Raw genomic sequence first — 22,523 nt, 5'->3', positions numbered from 1 at the left:
ACAGCAATGCAACCATAAAAAGACTGCCGAGAATAGGGATATAGATTTTCTTCATTGTTTTTGGTTTATAGATTGATTTGGATGGAAAATTAACCAAAATTCGCCAATCATACCCCCATCAACTACATAAAATTGAAAAATCACGGGAGAATCCAATAAGGTAGCGAATCTGACTTACTTAAAATGATTACGATATTAAATAGAACAAAACATCACTTCATTGATTGAGACCATTTTTTTTTATACATTTCCTAAAATTTTCAAAAAACAACCGTGCGCTTTATAGACATTCGTTCACGCAACTTTCCAGTTACAAAATTGTAGTAATCAACTCCGTAATTTTTATGTCAAAAATTAAACTAGCATGTGTCATTGATGACGATCCACTCTATAATTTCGGCATTAAAAAGCTGTTTGAGTTTACCCATTTTTCGGAAAACAGCCTTTTTTACAAGAACGGTCAGGAAGCGATCGAAGGTTTGATGGCCATATCAGAAGGTGAAAATTTTCCGGAAGTTTTGCTGGTAGATATTAATATGCCCATCATGAATGGCTGGCAGTTTCTGGAAGAGTATGAGAAACGAAACCTAAAAAGGGAAGTAAAAATATACGTGGTCTCCTCTTCCATAAACCAGGAAGAAATTGACCGGGCAAATGCCTACCCGTTTGTGAGCGGTTACATTTTCAAACCCCTCACGCTAGAAAAGGTCAAAGAATTGAAGGAAACGGTAGAAAAAGGTTAAGGATTTTCACCAGCAGATCGGTATTGTCCGTTTGCCCGCAACGCCTCATAAACCACTTCCAAAATACCCGTGCGAATGTTCAATTGGTACAGTTTTCGGTTTTCTCTTGTGGGATTTACCCTATTGGATAAGAAGATATACACCAGTTCATTCTCCGGATCAATCCAAGTATACGTACCGGTAAAGCCAGAGTGGCCAAAGCTAGACGCGGGAGCACTTGCTGCGGCATTGCCATTGGGGTCACCGGGCCGGTTTGGTCGGTCAAAACCCATCCCTCGATAGTTATTGCCCCGATCGCAGTAAACGCATTTGGAAAATTCGTGCACCACGCCGTTTCGGATCAACTCTTCATTTCCATAATTTCCATTGTAAAGGTACAGGTGCATCAGCTTAGAAAGCTCATTTGCCGATCCAAATAGTCCAGCATGACCACTTACACCTCCTAGCATAGCCGCTCCCTCATCGTGGACAGTGCCATGGAGTTGCTGTCTACGAAACAGTGAGTCATATTCCGTCGGAACCACCTTGGCAAGGGGATACCTGGCGTAGGGGTTAAAACTCAACCCCTCTGCCCCTAGAGGAGCGTAAAGGTTTTGTCTGAGGTAAGATACAAAATCGGTCCCTGAAATGTGTTCTACGACTTTCGGAGCCAAAATAAAGGAAAGGTCACTATAGACATAACCCTGATCCGGTTTCACGCCAGAATCCATAATCTCCCGGTATATTTTGTTGCCGTAATTGCGGTGGATGTATAGTCGGTCTGCCACTTTGTTGGGAAATCTCCGGGAGGAATCCTGCTTAAAGGTGAACCATCTGAAGCTTCCATTCTTTCGCTGCGTGGCCTGCCAAAAGGAAATCCAAGCCGTAAGCCCAGCTTGGTGGGTAAGTATATCCTTGTAAACCAAATCCTCCTTATTGGTTCCTTTCGCCATAGGCAAATACTGTCCTAGCCGCTTATTTTCATCAAATTTCCCTTCCCCCTTCAGATGCATAAAGGCTGCCAATGCCGTACTGATTTTAGTGATGGAGGCCAAATCATACACATCTTCCAAAGAAACCGGCTGGAGCGAATCAAAACTATGGTATCCATAGGCTTTATGAAAGAATACTTTCCCTCCTTTAGCCACCAATACCTGTGCCCCTGGAGTGGCTCCCTCTCGTATCGCCAAATGCACCAAGGAATCAATGCCTGCTAGCTGCTGTGAGCGGATGCCCACACTTTCCGGCAGTCCATACGCTATTCTGCTACCACCCTCCAGGTTCAATCCCGCTCCCAAGGGAAACGTTGCTGACAGCTGTACAGGAAGCGTGCCGCTTGCTCCAATTCCGCCAAATACCAATTGGGAAACCAAATCCTGCGTATCCTCCGTTTCCTGATAGGCCGCAATCACTGCCGATACCTGCGGTAGGTCCACTAGCTCATTCAACGCATAGATATTGCCAAACACAGAAACAACTACCTGCTTGTTCCTATTCAGTTGCTTTAGCAGCAGGTTCATTTCCGGTGTAATCCCAAATCGATCACTTCCCGCTCTCAGGGAAACTCCATGCACGCCCACGATGATGCGATCGTAAGCTGAAAGGGACTCAATCAATCGGTTGACCTCGTTCAAACTACCAGACTTGGGCAGGAAATAATGATCTAAGGACGTGTATCGGTCCAAGCCGCGTTGAAAAGCGGTTTCACTGGAAACCCCTAGTGCGAGACTGGCCGTTCGATTTCGGTCCAAGCCTGTTAATGGAAGGATATTTTTCTCATTTTTTAACAAGGTCAACGATTTCTCCACCAATTTCCTACTTAAGTTATGGGCATCGGGAGTGTTCAGGTCTGCGATGAGCGTAGTAGTCTCTATAGGTTGCCAGTTAGATAATCCCAACCATGCTTTGGCACGAAGCACTTTCTTTACCCGCTCATTGATTTCATCCGGTGTGATTTCGCCGGTTTCGAGTGCCTTCTTAACCTCTCGTATAGTAGCTGGTACATTCATCGTATTCAGCAGCATATCGTTGCCGGCTAGCAGTGCCTTTACGTCTACCACTCCCGGCTCATAATATTTGGCCACCCCCTGCATGTTCAGTGCATCCGTGAATACCAGGCCCTTGTAGTCCATGTCTCCTTTCAGCAGATCGCTCACCACCGCCCTGCTCAGCGTAGAGGCTAGGTTTGGCGTGTCATCCAATGCCGGGATGTGCATATGGGCCACCATAACGCTACCTAGCCCTGCCTGCATCAACTGCCTGAAAGGGTACAACTCCAACTCTTCAAGCCGCTGTTTGGAAAAATGGATTACAGGCAGGCCGTAGTGAGAGTCCACATTGGTGTCTCCATGCCCTGGAAAATGCTTGGCCGAAGCCAAAACCCGTTCATCCTGCATACCCCTCATATAGGCTAAGGCTTTTTGGGTTACCCGCTCTTTATCCTCTCCAAATGATCGAAAACCGATTACCGGATTTCCGGGGTTGTTGTTGATATCTACCACAGGGGCGAAGTTCACGTGCAAGCCAGCTCTCCTGGTATGTTTTGCAATCTCCCTTCCCATTTCATAGATTAGCGAGTCGTCTTTGACTGCGCCCAAAGCCATTTGATAGGGAAATCTCAGGGTACTGTCCAAACGCATGGCTAGCCCCCACTCCCCATCTATACTGATCATCAGCGGCACCTTGGATTCACGCTGATAGCGATTGATCATCTGCGCCTGCCGTACCGGTCCGCCTTGAAAGAATATCATACCGCCCACCTTGTACTGCTTAACCAAGTTACTGATCGAATCAATATGCACCTCGTCCTTATTAGAATACACGGGAATCATGATCAGTTGGGAAATTCGCTCCTCCAAATCCAGGGATTGAAAGGTTTCTTCCACCCAGTCTTCCAAACCTTGATCCAAGGTCAAATATGGAACCGGGATGCTTTGAGAAACCGCTTCAGGTATGCTACCTGCTAGCACGCAGATAATAAAAAAACCAACGAAAAACTTCCGGCTATGAAACTGAAAGAAAGGAGAAAAACAGGGAAACGGCATATGGATGGAAGATTTACTCGAACTAAAACGTAGCAGGTGATCTGTGTCTAACACCTGATTTTTCGGAAATATACGGCATTTTCCGTCGCAAGGTAAACTGCCTTAATGGAAAATCTCTATCTTGGCCAAAATTGTGGACAGCATTTCAAAACGTCTAAACCTTTGCACTACCTATGAGTCCGGTATTGGTTTTTGGAGTAATTTCCGGCTACTTTCTGTTACTTATCCTCATCAGCTACCTAACGTCCAGAAAGTCCGATAGCATGACGTTTTATACTGGCAACCGGGAATCTCCCTGGTTTTTGGTAGCCTTTGGGATGGTAGGCGCATCTCTATCCGGGGTAACGTTTATCTCGGTGCCAGGGGAAGTAGGTAACACCAATTGGAACTACCTCCAATTGGTAATGGGCAATATGGTGGGTTATGCAGTTATTGCACTGGTTCTGATACCGCTTTTTTACAAGCTGAACTTAATCTCCATTTACGAATACCTGAAAACCCGATTCGGTGGGAAAGCCTATATTTCCGGGGCAACCATCTTTCTCATATCGCAGACCATAGGAGCGTCCTTTCGACTTTTTTTAGCTGCCACGGTACTCCAGTTGGCCTTTTTCGAAGGTTTTGGGGTCCCTTTTTACGGATCGGTATTCGCCACCATGGTGTTGATCTGGCTTTATACATTCAAAAGTGGCATCAAGACCATCGTGTGGACCGATACATTACAAACTACCTTTCTATTAGCCGCCGTAGTTATCAGTATTCTGGTAATCGCCAGCCATCTGAATAAAGGAGGCGTTGAACTGCTGGAATTAATCGGCAAAAACGAAAAATCAACCATTTGGGTTTGGGATGGCAATTCGGGGCAAAATTTCTTCAAGATGTTTGCCGCAGGCATTTTCATAACCATCGCAATGAATGGTTTGGACCAGAATGTAATGCAGAAAAATCTTACCTGCCGAAACAAGGGGGAAGCACAGAAAAACGTGTTTTGGTTCTCGCTGTCTTTCTTTTTCTCCAATATCCTGTTTTTGGCACTAGGTGTGCTGCTGTATTACTATGCACAGGTAAACAATATTGCGCTACCAAGCGCAACCGATGAACTTTTCCCTTCATTGGCTTTGAATGAGTTTGGCACCTTGGCTGGCATTGTTTTCTTGCTTGGCATTACAGCTGCGGCATTTTCCAGTGCCGATTCGGCCCTCACCGCTTTGACCACTTCTTTTTGCATAGACATCATCAACCTACCTGAAAAAAAGCACCTGAACCAAGACCGAACCCGGCTCCTCATCCACATTGGCTTCACCTTTCTGGTGTTTCTGACCATCGTGGTCTTCAACGAATTGAACGATCGGAGTGTAGTCAGTGCCGTATTTAAAGCAGCAGGATTTACCTATGGTCCATTACTGGGTCTTTTCGTGTTTGGTCTTACGAACAACGTCCGCATTACAGATCGCTTAGTCCCCTTCGTTTGTATCCTAAGCCCTATCCTATCTTTTATCCTTGATAGAAACTCCGAAGCCTGGTTTAGCGGGTACCAATTTGGCTTCGAAATCCTGCTGGTAAATGGTGCACTTACGTATTCGGGACTTTGGGCACTTGCCAGAAAATAAGATCGCTACTTCAGCAAGCTGAACGGGAACAAAAAGATGGCCAATATCATGGATAGCGTGAGTGTCACACCAAATCCCAGTAAGCGAAACGGCAGCAGAATTAGCCAAATCAACGGATATAGAATCAATAGCAGTACCGCTATGGGCCAGCAAAGTACAAATAAAATAGCCCAAAGCACCAAACTCATAAACAGTCTCATAGGGATTCGAAATGGAAGGGATTGATAGGTTTCAACCCTTCCTTACCAATGCTGTGCCAATCGCTCTGATGGCGCCTATAGCGGAGTTTTGTAAAAATAATGCCCACAAACGGACATCAAGTTGTCCGTTTGTGGGCATAAGAAGAAGCTTTTAAAGAAAATTTACTTTTGCTCTGAAAGGAAAGTAATCAGGGAAGCAAATTCTTCGTAAGAAAGCGCATTTGCCAAGCCCTCTGGCATCATGGAGTTTTCCATCTCTTTGCGCTCAACCACATCTGACACAGGCAAGGTATACGCCTGGCCGACGATGTTTCTAATGACGATCTTCTCCGCGCTTTCCTCGGTGACAAATCCCATGTAGGATTTATCGTCTTTCGTCTTTATCAGCACCGTAGCAAACCCTTGGGAAATGGACGCATCGGGTTTTAATATTGACTCTGCTATTTGATCTCTTGTCATGATACTGCCTATTTGCCCCATAAAAGGACCCTTCATCGCCTCACCCACCTCTAAGCTATGGCATGCCCTACAGCCTTGCTGTTCAAATATGGTTTTTCCCAGTACGGCGTCGCCAGGCAATTCCTGTACCGCCAATAAGATATCCTCGATGGACGAAGAACCCACTTGGCCTTTTGTATTCTTTATCTTTTCCAAATCTACATCCGGTTCCTCGAGCATCTCTGCAACGGTAAAATCACCTCCAAACTCGGTGATCCCCATACGGTTTTTCTCGTTTAGCATGCCGATATATGCCTTGTTTTCGGTACCTCCCTGACTCCATACCTCCATAAATAAGTCCTTGATAGCAGCAGAAGATCTCCATAGAACAGACTTATAGTAAGGTCCATGAGTGTCGGGGCGGGTGCCCCACCACCAAGATCCATCATAAGGTGCTTCACGAGTATATAGTCTGGCCAACACATTCAAAATTTCCACGCGAAGGGTTTCATCTTCACTGCCTTTGTATTTTTCGATCAGGCGGTTCACTACACCCGCATCGTGCATGTAGCGCAAGGCCCAAAGAGCTATAGTCTGATTAGAGGTGCCGATGGCATCTATGCATGCATCTCCGGCCTTTAATTCCACCAAAGCCCGCACCGCGAGGTGGGCCTCTACGATGGAGGCATTCGGATCGGCATGTGGCCCCTCTTCCTTCCACGCAGGCGCGACAAAGGAAGCTGGTACCGAGGTACCCATCAAAGCTGGAATGGCCTTTGGATCTTTTATCCGCCCCAACGCAACGATTGAAGCTCTCCGTACCGTTGGAGATGCATCTCCCAAGCTTTGCATAATTCGATCTACCGGTGCCGCAGCCAACATCTCCCGGCGATCCGTAAATGCCCGGATGACATGTTCCCGCAATTCGTCGGATTGGTACAGCTCTTCAAACTTATCCATTCCATTCACTCCATTTAGCTGTGTAAAGGCGTACAATGCAGCAACACGGGTAGCAAGTGTCTGGCCCTGATCTTTTATTGCTTTTAAGACTTCGGCTGAAGCCTTTTTTGGAGGTCTGCTAAGTAGTTCCTGTTGTGCATAGAGTCGGGTAACAGCACTTCCACTGCCGAGGTGTTTTACCAACTCCTTAAGGGATGCCTTCCTTAGATTTGGTGCTGCCTCATAGGTCCAGTCCGTTGGCACTGCTCTTACTACGAAGCCTTTCGAGGGATTGCCGCGATAACCGGCACCGTCCCAAGCGGCCATATACATTCTACCTGTACCGTCCACATCCAGATCGGTGATTTGTGGGAGTTTGATAAACGGTACCTCTTCCTGGATATAAGAAGGGCCATCTGCTTTTACCCGGTGGATATACAACTGGTTTCTTCCCCAGTCTGCCATCATGGGCACTTGATTGAACTTCTCGGGCCAACGGTGATCATCCATAAAAAGAGCTCCCGTGCCGGAGCCACCTCCCACGTCAACCAACGCGGGAATAATCTCCTCCGTAAAGTGCTTAAACAGCACCGGATAGCCATATTCCGCAGATTGTATTTGATGGCTAAACCGAATATTCCAACCGCCTCCGTCGTTGGTATTATCCCGGGTAAACATGTTCATGTAAGGATCAATGGCCACATCGTAGATATTGCGCAACCCATGGGTATATACTTCCATTTCCGTACCGTCTGGGCGTACCCGGACAACACCACCACCCAGCATGGTCAACGTAGTACCGTCCCGGTCTACGGCACCATGGAAACCAAAGTCTCCAACTGCGATGTATATCCAACCGTCAATCCCCAGCCGGATACCATTTGTAGCATGGTCGGTTCCCCGTCCCTGCAGGAATTTTGGTGAACTGATGTGTTCGATCAATGGCTGGGAGGGGCCATCTGCTACACCATCCCCATCTTTGTCTTCAAACACCACCAAATTCATCCCTGTGGCGATTTCATCGTCCCCAAACACCGTGTGAAGCACATACACTTTATCCTTTAGCGCAATAATTCCGCGGGGATTGTCCACATCGGCAAAAATGGTATAACTGTCGACAATACCGTCCTGATTGCAGTCTACAAGCTTGACAATTTGCCCCTTTCCGGGTTCCTTGCCCAAAGAGCCCATCATATCCACTCCCACAAATAGATCCCCTTCGTGCGAAACCGCCAAGCAGGCGGGGCTGGGTGTGATATCTGGACCGGAAAAAGGGGTAATCGACAACTCCGACGGCCACTCCAAGGCAGCAGCCAAAGAATCCAGCGAAGGCAAGGCCGCTGTTTCAGGAGCCGGTTCACAAATTACTTCAGGCTCCTTCTCAGCACAAGAAAAACCGGAGATCAGGAGCGCAAAAACGAGTATTTTCTTTATCATAGTCTTTTGGATTATCAACAAAAATAAGCCCTTAACCCACTTAAACCAATTAAATTTGGAAATTGTACCGATCTTCGGCGAGTCCCTTCCTACTAAAATACGGTAACCTGGAAGAAAATCAAATGGCTGTAGTTTTATCATTCAGATTAAATAAACTCAAAAATGCAGCTTTACACCTCTCACTCTAACTACCCATCCTCGTACGACAAAAAAAATCACTTCCTGAGCAGGAAGTGATTTTTTATATACAGAATTTGCTTACAAAATTCTATTCAACATCCCACCAAGGTTTGATGTCCATTTCGTTTTCATAGCCAGCATTCGCTACAGCACTGGGGTTATTTCCCAGTTCAACTGCAGGATACAATGCCCGCACTGGAATAGATGTACGAACGGCAGCAGCGGGAAGTTCCAACTGAGGTACGTCAAGTCTTCTCCACTCTGACCATGCCTCTACGCCATTCCCGTATAGGGCAATCCACTTTTGCATACCAATGGAGTTTTTCCAGTTGTCAGCATCATAGGCATTTATAGGTAGTGCCAAATAAGCATTTACAGCCGCTTGATCTGTGATACCCCACTGCATCATAGAAGCAGCTACGGCGGCATTGTATGCTGCAGCAGCATCACCCGTGATAAAGCCTCTTTCAATTGCCTCAGCCTCGAAAAACTTCATCTCAGCATGGGTCATCAAATAGGCTGGCGCGGTAGCCGAACGCAACCGGGTGCTAGGCCGAGAGGCGGTACCTTGTAAAGCAAATGTCTCTCCGTCTGTAAGACCAAATGGTAAACCAACAAAATTACCAGCTACATTGGGATTGGCAAAAGCAGCGACACGTGGATCATTTCGCTCTTCGAGCGCATCTACCAAGACATCGGAAAGCGTGAAATCATCACGGTTGTTAATGGAATTGTCTACGAAGAAAGGGTTGGCAATACGTTGGTCGCTTTGGAAAGGAAAGTGAAAGCCTTCATCATACGAACTAATCACACCTGCAGCAAACGCCTCCGAAACCAACCGGCTTGCAGTGGTAGGTTCCACGTCCGCAATCCGCATACCAATACGAACTTTGAGGGAGTTACCAAAACGCTGCCATTTGGCCATATCACCACCGTAGTAGATATCGCCAGAAGTAAATCCAGATGCGCTAACGGAAATTTTGCTAAGTGCTGCATCGATTTCGCCAACTAGGCCAGCATATATATCCTGCTGTCTATCGTATTGAGGATTGGGGAACTCTGACGGATTAAATGTTTGCGAATAGGGTACGTTTACCCAAGTGTCAGTCACATTCTGGAAAGACCATATTCGAAGGAGCTCCAATATAGCAATCCTGTTGTTCCTCTGAGCATCGGTAAGGTTCTCATTCGCCTCCGTAATACGCATCGCTGCTTGCAGATCATTCATACCATTCGCATAGAACGTGTTCCAAATAGCATCAAAGTTAGACGGATTTTGATTGTAGCGAGACCTTTCGGCATACTCGCTTTGTGAGAAATGCTGTACCATTAGCATCCCAAACTCAAAATTTAACCCACGGCTCCACATGAGGTTGGAAAGGGAAAACTCAGCCTGTGTAAGCAGATTCTCAGCAGGAACCGCTGTAGGATTATTTGGATCGACATTCATCTCCTCAAAGCCCTCTGTGCAACTTGTAACCCCTACACTAAAGAGGAACAAGATCAATAGATATTTTGCTATATGTTTCATGATTTGTTGAAATTTTAAATGTTCGTTCGAACAAGGAATTATGGGCAGGCAGGTGGAGACCGACCGGCAGTTCCACCTGCCTGCTAAAATGGCTATGTACTAGACTAGAATTTAAAGCTGATGTCAAAGCCGATAGAGCGGGTGGTTGGCACCTGTGCATTTTCTAATCCTTGAACGTTACCAGCACCGTTTACACCTTGGGGATCAAGATAAGGAAGGTTGCTGTGTAGGATGGCCAAGTTACGGCCAAACAAACGGGCTCTTACGTCACGCACAGGCAGCCTAGAAATCAAGCTGTTTGGCAAGGCGTATGCAAGGGACAGTTCTCTAAGCTTGATAAAAGATGCATCAAACACATTGGGTGATGCTATCGACCAGATTGTCTGGTAATATGCCTGAGGAGAAACGCTTACTGTGTTAGGCTCTCCAGACTCAGTGACACCGGGTACAATTAGACCGGTTTCGCGAACGTTATTTTCAACAGTCACCGGATCCATACCAGAATATTTGGACCATTGCAAAGATGTTGAATGAATAATTCCTCCACCTTGGTAGTCTACCAACGCACTTAACTCCAAACCTTTATACCTAAAACTGTTTCGGATACCACCCGCAAAATCTGCGATGGTACTACCCAAAAACTCTCGGTTACTGTTTGCTAATGGAAAACCGTTGGATCCAACGATGATTTGACCTGCCTCGTTACGTCGGAAGTCCTGGCCAAACAAAGACATGTAAGGAAAACCTTCCTGAACCCGAACATCTGCTGCCCAAGTTGATCCAGCAATAATATTTTCAACACCTGGGGCCAATTCCACTACCTCGTTATTGAATGTAGCAAAGTTAACCATCAAGTCCCATGAAAAATCTCCTCTTACCAGCGGTTGCGCGTTCACCAATACCTCGATTCCGTGGTTACGCATGGAGCCAGCATTTAGTACCCTGGAAGTGAAACCTGTAGAAGCAGATGAAGGGACGTCGAAAATTTGATCTACCGTGGTACGGTCGTAATAAGAAACATCGAATGAAAGGCGGTTATTTAGAACTGCAAACTCGATTCCTACTTCGATCTCGTTGGTACGCTCCGGCTTAAGGTTCGCATTGGGGCTACCCAAAGGCACTGTATAACGGGGGAAGCTGCCAAAGTTAGGGACCACATTGCTATACACATTTTGCAACTGGTAAGGAGCTGCGTCGTTCGCAGCTTGGCCGTAGCCAACTCGCACTTTACCGAAAGAAAGGAACGAATTTCGTAAAGCTTCAAGCTCGGTAAATATAAAACTAGAAGACACGGAAGGATACCAGTAATTGTTGTTTTCCGCAGGCAAGGTAGAAGACCAGTCACCACGTAACGCCAAATCGAGATATATCATATCCAAGACGCCCACAGAAGTAGTAGCAAACACACTGTTGATGGCTCTCTCCTGCTCATTGGTAACTACCTGAGGGGAATTTACTGAATTTGCTATGTTGAAGAAACCATCCAAGGCCAATCCACCTACTGTATTGATCGTGTTACGGGTATTGGCCTGATTCATCAGGTTACCACCGAGCATGGCATTCAAAGAGATTTTATCAGAAAGCCGCGTATCATATAAGAACTTGGCCTCCAAATTGGTTTCCGCAAATGTGCGTAATTCTTCACGATACCTTGACTGAGTTATACCTCCTTGGGGGATACCTTCACGAGAGCGAAAAGTAAATCCATCGCGCATCGCTCTGACATTGAAGCTCAAATCATCTGTAATCTTATAGTTAAGGTTGAAGTTGCCAAAGAAACGATCGCGTGTGTCTTCTTGCAAGTAGTTTCTTCTTACCCAATACGGGTTGTCAAAGAAACGGGGACGGTGGTCAAATGAAAGTAACTGTCCGGTCGCAGGATCGATAACTGGACCGACAGGATTCCAAGTTTGCTGACGTCCGTCTAGAAAACGGTCGTTTTTCAAACGCTCCACATCCAATTGGGTTTGCCACCATTGGGTAAAACCCTGCATGGGGTTCGCGTTATCGTAGCCCGTAGCGTTCCGACCATCTGCACTCTGCAGTACCAAGCTACCCGCCGCGGATGCAGTCAGGCGATTGGATACCTTGTAGGTAGTATTGAAACTAACCGTGTTTCGTGTTAGGTTAGAATTTGGAATGACACCTGACTGGTCCAGATTGGTATAGCTTAAACGAAAGCTACCGGCATCATTGGAACCCGTTACCGCAAAGCTATTTTGCTTGGTAACACCCGTGTCAAAAAATCTTTCATAAGGATTGGCTGGAGCCACCCAAGGACGGGTTTCACCATAATTAGGTGAATCGCGGTCCCAAGAATCCCAGTGACGAACCATTACATTTGGATCGTATCGAGGTCCCCATGCACCATCTTTTGCGTAAATAGGAGCCAAAAACTGTTGGCCATTTTCAATAAATTCAACAAACCCAGATGCTGTATCGGAAATGTCACCTCCACCATATAATTGCTGATGCGGCATAAGTGCGATAGGGGTTTCAAACGTGGTTGTAGAATTTACTTCCACACCAATACCTCTTTTCGTACCACCACTTTTGGTTGTGATAAGGATTACGCCATTAGAACCCCGAGTACCATAGAGGGCTGTAGCTGCGGCTCCTTTCAACACCTCCATAGAAGCAATATCTGCAGGGTTGATGTCGGAGGCGGCATTACCATAATCATAGGCACCGCCACCGAAGCCCTCTTGCTGGGCTCGTGTAGCGTAGTTATCGTTATTGATAGGCATACCATCTACCACAAAAAGAGGCTGATTCTCACCCAAAAAGGAATTTGCACCCCGAATGGTGATTCGGGAAGAACCACCGATAGCGCCCGGAGATCCCTGGATCTGAACACCCGCAATCTGCCCTTGAAGGGCATTGACAATGTTTGTCTCACGGGTATCTGCCAATCGGTCGCCATCTACTGACTGTACAGCATAACCTAGTGAAGCCTTTTCACGCGAAACGCCCAAAGCAGTTACCACCACCTCAGTGAGGGAGCTTACTTCAGGTTCCATTGTTACGTTAATCACTGAACGCCCTCCAATCTCAATTTCTTGCGAAGCAAGACCAATGAAGGAGAAAACCAACACATTATTGCCGGAAGGAACATTGATTGTATAATTACCATCCATATCGGATACAGATCCGACGGTGGTACCCTTTACCAAGACACTAGCTCCGGGAATGGGCTCATTGCCCTCCGAAGAAATAATTGTGCCTCTTACCTCTGCGGTCTGTGCAAAAGATAATTGCAGCATCAGACTGAGAAACAGTGTAAATAGTAAATTTTTCTTCATATTGTTTAAATTAGTTTATGACCAAATGTATAGCTTGAAGCGGAAAAAGTAACAATTATTTAAAATAAATCTCGATTGGGATAGTTTGAAAATTTATATTTAATTGTATATCAGGTATTTAAATGATAATTTAGCCAGATAAAAAAAATTGAATTTACGACCTTACAAAATCAATTTTTGCAAGAAATAGTAAAATACTAATAAATAGATTATTTAAATTAAATTTTGTACTAATAGAAAAGTTCGATGAAAATGGGATAAGCAATGTTAAAAAATACGAAGATTAACCTTCAAAGTGTCGTTTTGACGATATTTAAAAAGGGAGAGAATCGCTGGTGTCAATGTGTCCGGTATTTTCAAATTCGGACAAAAATAAAATATGGCCGAAATCGAAAAACTCAAAATTTGTTAAAAACAGTTGGTGTTGCGAATTCTTCAATACGAAACACCAACCATTTCCAAAAACTCTATTAAAAGCCTAGTTAACTGAAAACAACTTACTAGTCTAAACATTCTTTGATCGTTTTACTAACGGTATTTATAGGTGAAGCCCGCATTCTGTTTTGGGACTATTGTTCCAACGACCCGTTCGGTCATTGCCTGGCACCGTACAATGCTTGCACCCGATAGAATGGTACCCTTTAGCGATAAGCGGGTGGAATGGGTAATCATGTTCCTGAATATATTTATCTCTTTCTTCTGGACTCACGTCCAACAAAGGATAGAATTTCAGGATGCCACCACGCTCTTCAAAAATATCCAAAGATGCCCGATGGTCACTCTGCCACCACATCAGACCGCTTACCCAAACATTAAACCTCTTTTTGATCAATTCTAGCGGCTTCACCTTATTGATCGAGCAGCACAGTTCGGGGTCTGATTTCCAAGTCTGATTTTCGGAAGTAAACCGGTGGTCTTCCTCAGAAGCACTCACCGAAACCACATCCAATCCATATAATTCAGAAAGCTGCTGTTTGTACTCCAGTGTCTCGTCAAAATGGTACCCGGTATCTATAAAGTATATTTTTTGCGTGGGCTTAATACCGGCAAATATGCTCAAAAGGAGCGCTGAAGTGGCCGCAAAAGAACTGGTAAGCATGACTTCGTTTTCGGAAAAATCCTCGTACAATTGCCTCACCCGATCCTCAACAGATAGCAGGTGATATTTCTTGTTCAATAACCTTAATTCTTCTTTTGAGTAGGTTTTTTTAGAGACCACAGAGTCGGACATATTTCTTGGCTTTTTTAAAAACAAGGAGGGAATTGGGCTTGGCCTGACAACCGAAAAGCCTCCCAACACACTTTTTATATTTCCTACAAAAATGATAGGTTTTATCTAGTTTACCAAGTAATCGCTCGAATAATTTTCGAGGGGGATATATACCAATTGGTAGTATCCTCCCAAAAATAGCCACGATCGAAGGATTTTCCCATACCGATCTTATAGCTGGGAAAAAGCATTTGCTACGCTTTTTTCCCAGCTTTAAACACATGTGCTAGAAATCCATCTATGGGTTCCACCACATAGCGATCTCATTTTTGAGTCTTTTCACTACCTTAGGGTATTGCGACGCAACATTCTTCTCCTCCATTGGATCGTTCAGGATATCATACAACAACACTTCCTGATTTTGTGTATTTGCTTCACCTGGAACAATTATTTTCCAAGGAGTAGTAATTACCATCGTACTCTCTAGAGATTTTTCAGGGTGATCTACATGAACCATATCATGGGTGAAATCAAGACTGAAAATCGATTTACGCTTCTTAACTGCCTTTTTATCCATCACGTTGATCCCTTGCATGGTAGACAAAGGCTCCAAACCAACTGCCGCCATCGTAGTGGTTACGATATCGATACTGCTAGCAACATGCTGTGTATCCATTTTAGGCGTGATTCTTCTGGGCCACTTATAAATGATCGGGGTACGGATGCCCATATCCTGCGGATCTTGCTTGGATCCTGGGGCATAGACGTTTGGCTTATCGGGATCCTGAATCCATCCATTATCCGTGACAAAAACAACCAATGTGTTTTCGGTGAGCCCCTCAGCTTCCACCTTGTCGAGTAGTTGCCCAACAGTGATATCCAACCACTCACACATGGCCCAATAGGCCGCAACCGCTTTAGTAGGCGCTTTCGGAAGATACTTTTGAAGTAAAGAATCTGGAGGAGTATGAGGTGAATGTGGTAGGAATGGCGCATACCACACAAAGAAGGGCTTCTCCTTTTCGATAGCTTCATCCATAAAATCAAATATGGGATTCATTCCTTCCCTCCCAATTTTCAAACCCTCGTCACCGTGTCTTCCACCTCTAGACGGATCTCCATGGGTCATACCATGTGTAAACCCTCCTTCTTTCCAATGGCCCCCCCACCACTTTCCAGCCTGAAAGGACATATAACCTAACTTTTGGAGTAACATGGGAACGGTTGGGTGCTTTTGAAATTCATCCAAATAATCTCTATATAACCGGGACCTCGCGGCCATCCAATCTTTTTGATAGCGTGGGCCATCAAAGGAAAAAGTTGGATCATTGCCAGTGATCTTATGTTGTTGCGGGTAGAGACCTGTGATGATGGTCGCCAAAGATGGACTGCAAAGTGGTGCCGTAACATACCCCCTTGTAAAGGTTAACCCATCTGCTGCTAATTTATCTATATTTGGAGTCTCAATGTGGGGATGTCCAGTAAATCCGTAGTCATTCCATGATTGATCATCCGAAAGGATATAGATGATATTTGGCAAGTCCGATTGGGCATAACCAGCATTGACCATCAGAAACGCTCCCCAAATAAGTATGCTTCTTGTCAGGTGATGATATATTCTTTTCTTTATTTTCATTATTCCGTGTTTACATACAACGTTTAAATCAATACCCAGGATTCTGTGCAATCCGATTGATAAGAATCTGTTCCGCTGGAATTGGGGCAAGCAACTTGTTAGGCGTAATATTGAACGACGTAGCAAACAAGAATGGTTTCTGGGCCTTTTCCCTAATACCGTGTTCCCTCATCGTTTCCACCGCGGTACCTGTTCGTTTCAGATCGTACCACCTTTGGTTTTCAAAACAAAATTCTACCTGCCGTTCCTTTGCGATCAATGCTGCCAGTTCTCCAGCGTTTAATCCATCTATTGGATTCATCAACCCTGCTCGTTCTCTGACCATCCTTACAAAACCTGTAGCTTCTACGGTACGCCCCAAGTTATTCAGTGCCTCTGCATACATTAAGAGTACATCAGAATATCGGATTATGGGTAAATTATCCCCACACCTGTCGTCCGGAGCAGACACCGGCGGCTTATACTTTCCGCAGTAGGCTATCTCGCGGATTTCACCATCCCAGTCTTCTCCGGTCCACATTTTGATGGAGGTGCTCTTCCGAAGATCCCCCTCTTCGAATGCATCAATCAGGTCCTTTGTTGGCATATTCCAGCCTGCAGAAATCATATTTATGTTTGGCCGATTGGTGATCTGACCTGCTGAGCTCCAAGGAGCAAACATGAAAATAAACCTGTTTGACAGCTCTCTGTTGTTTTCTGAGTATTGGATAGCAAACAGGGTTTCTTTAAAATCTGGTACAGATGGGTTAAAGAGGTCTGCATAATTTGGCAATAATGAATAGGCATTTGCGTCGATAACGGCTTTCAAATTAGTGGCTGCTTCGTTATCATTTCCAATGGTAAGGTGAACCTTTCCCAACAAAGCCCTAGCTGCATGCTCATTTGCCCGTCCGTTTTCCTTCACGCCAGTAGCGCTTGTGAAATGAGAAATGGCTTGATTTAAGTCACTTATGATGCTTCCATATACTTCTTGTTCGGTTGATCTACCTATGTTAACAGCCTCCTGTGCAGTGATGGGTGCCAAGACCAGTGGTACTCCGCCAAACTGACGAACCAAATTAAAATAGTATAGCGCTCTCAAGAAATAGGCCTCCCCCGCCGATCTATCTTTATAAGCTATATTTTGCCAAGTAACGCCAGGACGATCTATTTCATTCAACAGTTTGTTACACCTAGTTACTCCGTTGTAAGAAAGATTCCAAAAACTTGCGTAGCCTCTATTATCTGCTGTAATTATAAACTGATCGATCACTCCCCGAACCGCTTCACCGGTTCTGATATTGTATTGAAAACTCGTGTTGTCAGAAATCAACTCAGCCAATACCCAATGAAGATCTTTCTCATAGTCCCTCATGGGCACATAACACCCATTGGCCAATAATATGAACTCCTCTTGAGATTTGTAAAAATTCCCTTCGTTCAATGTGGTTTCTGGATAGATTTCAAGAAATCCATCCGAACAAGAACTTAGTACCACCAGCCATATAATTATAATAAATCTTTTCATGTTTTCTAATTTTAGATGTTGCGGTTGATTCACTTAAAAATTGAAGTTTACACCCAAGGACGTCGTTCTAGACAACGGATAGGAAGTCATGTCAAAACCAGGAACTAACGTATTGTTTTGATTGGCCGCCTGTCCCTCGGGATTCGCCCCGGTATAATTGGTGAACATCGCTAAATTCTGTATTGTCAAATAAAACCGGGTATTGTTAACCACTTTCAATTTTTCCATCATCTTTCGCGGCAAGGTATATCCCAGTGTTAGATTGGCGATACGAAGATAGGAGGCATCTTCCACCCACAAAGTAGAAACTCTGTGCCCCCAACTTGGCCTTACCTGTGGAATTCCGGATCGAATGCCGTCCCCAGGGTTTTCCCTACTTCTCCATCGATTTTCCCAGGCCCTGTCCACATTGAAAAAGCCTTGAAGATTGTCTGTGGTTTGCCGTAGTCCATTCATAACTTGACCCCCGTATTGACCGTTGATAATGATCCCTAAGTCAAAGCCTTTGTATCCAAAATTATTGGTTAGTCCAAAGATGAAATCGGGATGTGGATTTCCAATAATTGTATAATCAAGCACATCATTAATCAGCCCATCACCGTCGATATCCCGGTATTTTACGTTCCCTTCATACACCTGCGGGGTGATGACAATGTCCGGGCTTTCGAGATCCTCCAAGGTATATACCCCCTCCAGCACAAATCCATAAAATTGGCCAATAGGCTTACCCACAACGGAGATATGCGTTGGATTGCCATCGTTATTGCCCGCCAAAATCCTAACCGTATTGTCGTTTAACGCAATCACCTTGTTTCGATTAAATGCAATGTTCGCATTGATATCCCAAGTAAATTCTCCAGTAACCGGCGACCCACCAAGGGCAACCTCCAATCCTGTGTTTCTCACATTTCCCTGATTAATCGTCTGAGAATTGAATCCTGTGATGGCTGGAATGACGTCATTTAGCAACATGTTATTGCTTTCCCGTCTATACACGTCAATCAATAAGGATAGTCTATTCTGCAAAAACTGAAAATCAAGCCCCAAATCCACTTGATTGGACTCCTCCCAAGTCAGAAAAGGATTAGAAATGCCAACGCTTGAAGCGGTTACTTGATTATTGCCGAATATATAGGAGCCTGCACTAATGGAGGCCAAATGTGCGTAGTTTCCAATGTTGTTATTCCCACTTTTTCCATAGCTTGCCCTAATTTTAAACTCATCGAGCCAATTTACATTATCAAAAAACGCCTCTTCAGAAACCCTCCAGGCCGCAGCCAATGATGGGAATAAGGCAAATCGATTTTCACTGCCAAATCTGGAAGAACCGTCGGATCGGAAAGTCGCAGTAAACAAATATTTATCATTCAGCGCATAATTAACCCTTCCCAAGTAGGATATCATACTCCACTCATTGACTCCTTCTCCCCATGACTCAATCGCTTGGGCAGCATTGATGGTGGTGATTAAATCATTTGGAAATGGACTTGCGTTGAGATTTATGCTATTGGATCTAAATTTTTGGGTCGTATATCCGGCCAAGGCATTGATTCGATGCTTGCCAAATGTCAAATCATAAGTCAACGTATTCTCTATCAACCAATCAAAGCTATCCGACCGGTTATTCGAAGATCTTCCAGTTCCTGGCACAGGAGGTCTATTCGATCCGCCAATGGTACTAGGTGTATATTGATAGAATTTTGAAGCCTGTAATATCGTGTTTAACGAAGATTTAAACACTAAATTGGGGAGTAGGGACCACTCCGCAAACGCAATACCTAAGTTTTGAAAGGTATTCTGCTTTTGGGTCATTTCCTGCAAAGAATAAAGCGGGTTTGCAAAGCTCCAGGCTGAGTGAAACCGGCTTTGGGGTGCCCGGATATAAGGTACTAGATTTCCGTTTTCATCGTAGGGCGTGGATATAGGGTTAGCCCAAATACTGACCCCCAAAATATCCTCTCGATTTAAATTTGTGTTTGCCCTATTCTGTTCTATAAACGTTGGCTGGAGAGAAACCCCTACTTTAAATTTGTCGCTTAGGTTTGAATCTATTCCCAAATTGGCACTGTAGCGTTCAACTCCGGTATTTATCAAAACCCCTTCCTGTTTGAAGTATCCAAAATTTAGGTTAATTCGTGAATCTTGCGTACCCTTCTGAATATTGACACTGTGGTCCTGAATCTGCGCCGTTTGTAGAATCAAATCATACCAGTCTGTACCTTTACCAGTAAGTGCATCTAAGTCACGATATTCCACCGGATAGTCCTCCAAAACTGCAGCCCTGTTTTCGGTCTGTCTCACGGCAATATCGATCCTATCTCTCTGAAATTGCGCAAACTCCCTTTGATTTAATAAATTTGGACGGCCTTGCTGTGGAACCTGCTGTACACCGTACATCGAGGAAACACTTACGTTGGTTTGTTCAAAAGCCCCTTTTTTAGTGGTAATCATAATTACCCCATTGGCTCCCCGTGACCCATAAATAGCTGTTGATGAAGCATCTTTCAACACAGTAATTGACTCAATGATATTGGGATCGATGAACATCAGTGGATTTAAGGTTTGATTCATCCCAGCAGAATATGGCATTCCATCTACGACATACAGTGGCTCATTTCCTGCACCCAAGGATCCACTTCCCCTAATCTTAACGGAGGTACCTGCACCGGGAGCACCTGAGACTTGTTGGATTTGTACTCCCGCAACTTGGCCTACCATTTTTTGATCTAAGGTAGATACAGGTAGGTTTTTTATGGCATCTTGATTAACCGTTGCCACCGATCCGGTAACATCTTCCCTTCGCTGCGTACCATACCCCACAACAACCACTTCTTGAAGCGAGGATTGGTCTTCTTTTAAAACTACATTTATCACAGACTGATTGGAGACGGTCACCGTGGCAGCCGCATAGCCGATAAAGGAAATCCGCAATACTGCCCCCTCTCCCACATTCAGCACAAATTCCCCATCTATATCCGTTACGGTGCCAATAGTCGTGCCTTCTACAATTACCGTGGCCCCCGGAATGGGTTGCCCGGATTCATCGGTGACCTTGCCCCGAAGATCGATTTCCCGCCGCTCAAAGTTTACTTCCTCTTCCACCTCCATTTGAGCGATCTTTACTCCAGCGGCTTCGCTTTTAGTAACGTAGATGTTTTCATTGACCCGCTTAAAATCGTAATCAACCTGTTCGGTGATTGCCTTCAAAATGGTCTTGAGGTCGCTCGATAGGTCAATCGTTATCCGTGACCGGTCTCGGGCTACATCTTGGTTGTAGGCAAACACAAAATCTGTCTGCTTCTCCAATTCATCCAGCACCTGCACCAGCCGCTGATTGGTTGCCCGGAGGCTAACCTGATAATCCTCCATCCCCTGTGAAGAGGAAGGCTCCGCAAACACTACCTGCATCACAAGCAACTGTAGCAGAAAATACTTGAGGGTTTGTTTTGAATAAAGCACAATTAGCCTTAGTAAATTAATTTTCATAATTTTGAGTGTTTATTGTTAAACTTGATGGGCCTTGACCCGTTGAAATTCCACCCGGGACTGTTGCAGCAGTCCCGGATTTCTTTAAAGCGATGGTTACTGTTTCATAGGCAATCTCTAAGTGTCTTTTTATAGTTTTGAAGCGTTTTTGCGATAGTTTATTGTCTTAATTTTTACATCCTCTGTAGCGGATCACCAAATTGCCGTCAGCCTTTTGCTCATAGTCAAAATCCGCCAAATTTTTCAATCCATAAAGGATCGTAAAGAGACTTCTATTTTCATAGGAGGCTCTTATCAAGCATTCACGGGAATCCATTCCCTCAATTTCTATCTTCACATTGTAGACCCGCTCCAAGCGTGACATCACGTCCCCGAATGGTACCAAATCAAAGGTGATGGTCTCCGAGCGCCAAGTAAGGTAATCGTCGACGTTTACTGCTGAAACCACCACGCTCCGATTTTCCGGATCTACTACTGCCAACTGATTGGGGCTTAGCACCAACTGTCGCTCTTCGTCGCTACGTCCTTGAAAAACCCCCACGCTCCCCGTCTTGACCATCACTTCCACCTCGTTTTTGTTTGCTGCCTTCACGTTGAAGCTAGTCCCCAACACACGGGTTTTGACTCCGCGACTCGCTACGACAAATGGCCTTTTACCATCCGGCACCACCTCAAAAAAGGCTTCACCCTCTAGCTCAATTTCACGGGAATCGGAAGCAAATTCCTCCGGAAAGCGGATTTTTGAATTTACATTCAAATAGACCAACGACCCATCCCTGAGGGTAATTACCGCTTTTTGGCGAGGCCCGGTGATTCGCTCTGCCATTGGTACCGGTGGCATTTGGGTGGTCTGATTAAAAAGGACGAAGGCCAATCCCAATACGATAAAAATCGCCGCAGCATACCTCAGAAAGGAAATATCGATAACTCTCTCTTTCTTAGTGTCCCCCAATCGGGCATCCACCCGGCGTTTGATGCGGGTCTTAATCGCTGCTTCTTCCCGTTCGTTCATATCCCAAGACAGCGAACGCTGCTGCATTGCGTCAAATACATCTGAAATCAGTCGATTTTCCTCCGGGCTACTTAAGCCCTTTGCTTGTTTATCCAACAGGCTAAAAAAATGATCTTTGTCCATTTTTCATGTGTCTATAATTGATTTTTCAAAGGTCACAACCTGTCCCGGTTTATCGGGATGGAATCTCGCATGGTTACCCCGATAGCTATTGGGGCATACCAGTGTGTGACGGCTACGTCATGCTCGATTTCATCGGTCTGAAACAG

Annotated in this window: 12 protein-coding genes; 2 read left to right on the top strand and 10 right to left on the bottom strand. The window is 45.0% G+C overall.

Going from position 1 to position 22,523, the window contains the following annotated elements; genetic code table 11:
- Positions 1–344: 344 nt before the first annotated feature.
- Entirely contained in the window at positions 345–743 is a 399-nt protein-coding gene (locus tag JJU34_RS19555; RefSeq protein ID WP_228694114.1) for a response regulator, read from the top strand.
- Here the strand turns inward: JJU34_RS19555 and JJU34_RS19550 are convergent.
- Positions 740–3,766, bottom strand: coding sequence for a glycoside hydrolase family 3 N-terminal domain-containing protein (locus tag JJU34_RS19550; protein ID WP_228694113.1), 3,027 nt, complete (start codon positions 3,764–3,766; stop codon positions 740–742). The genes JJU34_RS19555 and JJU34_RS19550 overlap by 4 nt on opposite strands.
- A gap of 173 nt (positions 3,767–3,939) precedes the next feature.
- Between JJU34_RS19550 and JJU34_RS19545 the strand changes: the two genes are divergently transcribed.
- Positions 3,940–5,376 carry a sodium:solute symporter gene (locus JJU34_RS19545; RefSeq protein ID WP_228694112.1) on the top strand — a complete coding sequence of 479 codons (1,437 nt, stop codon included), beginning with the start codon at positions 3,940–3,942 and terminating at the stop codon, positions 5,374–5,376.
- Between the two features lie 5 nt (positions 5,377–5,381).
- Here JJU34_RS19545 and JJU34_RS19540 read toward each other — a convergent pair whose 3' ends face one another.
- From JJU34_RS19540 to JJU34_RS19500, 9 genes are all read right to left on the bottom strand, one after another.
- Positions 5,382–5,576, bottom strand: coding sequence for a hypothetical protein (locus JJU34_RS19540; protein WP_228694111.1), 195 nt, complete (start codon positions 5,574–5,576; stop codon positions 5,382–5,384).
- A gap of 162 nt (positions 5,577–5,738) precedes the next feature.
- A complete protein-coding gene (locus tag JJU34_RS19535) occupies positions 5,739–8,390 on the bottom strand; it encodes a HEAT repeat domain-containing protein (RefSeq protein WP_228694110.1) in 2,652 nt (883 codons plus the stop codon).
- A 268-nt stretch (positions 8,391–8,658) separates the two neighbouring features.
- Positions 8,659–10,101 (bottom strand): SusD/RagB family nutrient-binding outer membrane lipoprotein, encoded by a 1,443-nt coding sequence (locus JJU34_RS19530; RefSeq protein ID WP_228694109.1) that lies wholly within the window; start codon positions 10,099–10,101, stop codon positions 8,659–8,661.
- 104 nt (positions 10,102–10,205) lie between these two features.
- On the bottom strand, positions 10,206–13,403 hold the full coding sequence (locus JJU34_RS19525; RefSeq protein WP_228694108.1) for a SusC/RagA family TonB-linked outer membrane protein: 3,198 nt from the start codon (positions 13,401–13,403) through the stop codon (positions 10,206–10,208).
- A gap of 538 nt (positions 13,404–13,941) precedes the next feature.
- Entirely contained in the window at positions 13,942–14,634 is a 693-nt protein-coding gene (locus JJU34_RS19520; RefSeq protein ID WP_228694107.1) for a phosphoadenylyl-sulfate reductase, read from the bottom strand.
- A gap of 277 nt (positions 14,635–14,911) precedes the next feature.
- Entirely contained in the window at positions 14,912–16,249 is a 1,338-nt protein-coding gene (locus tag JJU34_RS19515; RefSeq protein ID WP_228694106.1) for a sulfatase, read from the bottom strand.
- A 28-nt stretch (positions 16,250–16,277) separates the two neighbouring features.
- Positions 16,278–17,756, bottom strand: coding sequence for a RagB/SusD family nutrient uptake outer membrane protein (locus JJU34_RS19510; RefSeq protein WP_228694105.1), 1,479 nt, complete (start codon positions 17,754–17,756; stop codon positions 16,278–16,280).
- A 33-nt stretch (positions 17,757–17,789) separates the two neighbouring features.
- Positions 17,790–21,242 carry a TonB-dependent receptor gene (locus JJU34_RS19505; RefSeq protein WP_228694104.1) on the bottom strand — a complete coding sequence of 1,151 codons (3,453 nt, stop codon included), beginning with the start codon at positions 21,240–21,242 and terminating at the stop codon, positions 17,790–17,792.
- Between the two features lie 166 nt (positions 21,243–21,408).
- Positions 21,409–22,377 (bottom strand): FecR family protein, encoded by a 969-nt coding sequence (locus JJU34_RS19500; protein WP_228694103.1) that lies wholly within the window; start codon positions 22,375–22,377, stop codon positions 21,409–21,411.
- Positions 22,378–22,523 lie beyond the last annotated feature (146 nt).

Origin of the sequence: Lunatimonas sp., from assembly GCF_020832325.1 — a bacterium.
Classification (GTDB): domain Bacteria; phylum Bacteroidota; class Bacteroidia; order Cytophagales; family Cyclobacteriaceae; genus Lunatimonas.
Note: the sequence above shows the minus strand (reverse complement) of the source record. Positions and strands in the feature narration are given on the sequence as shown.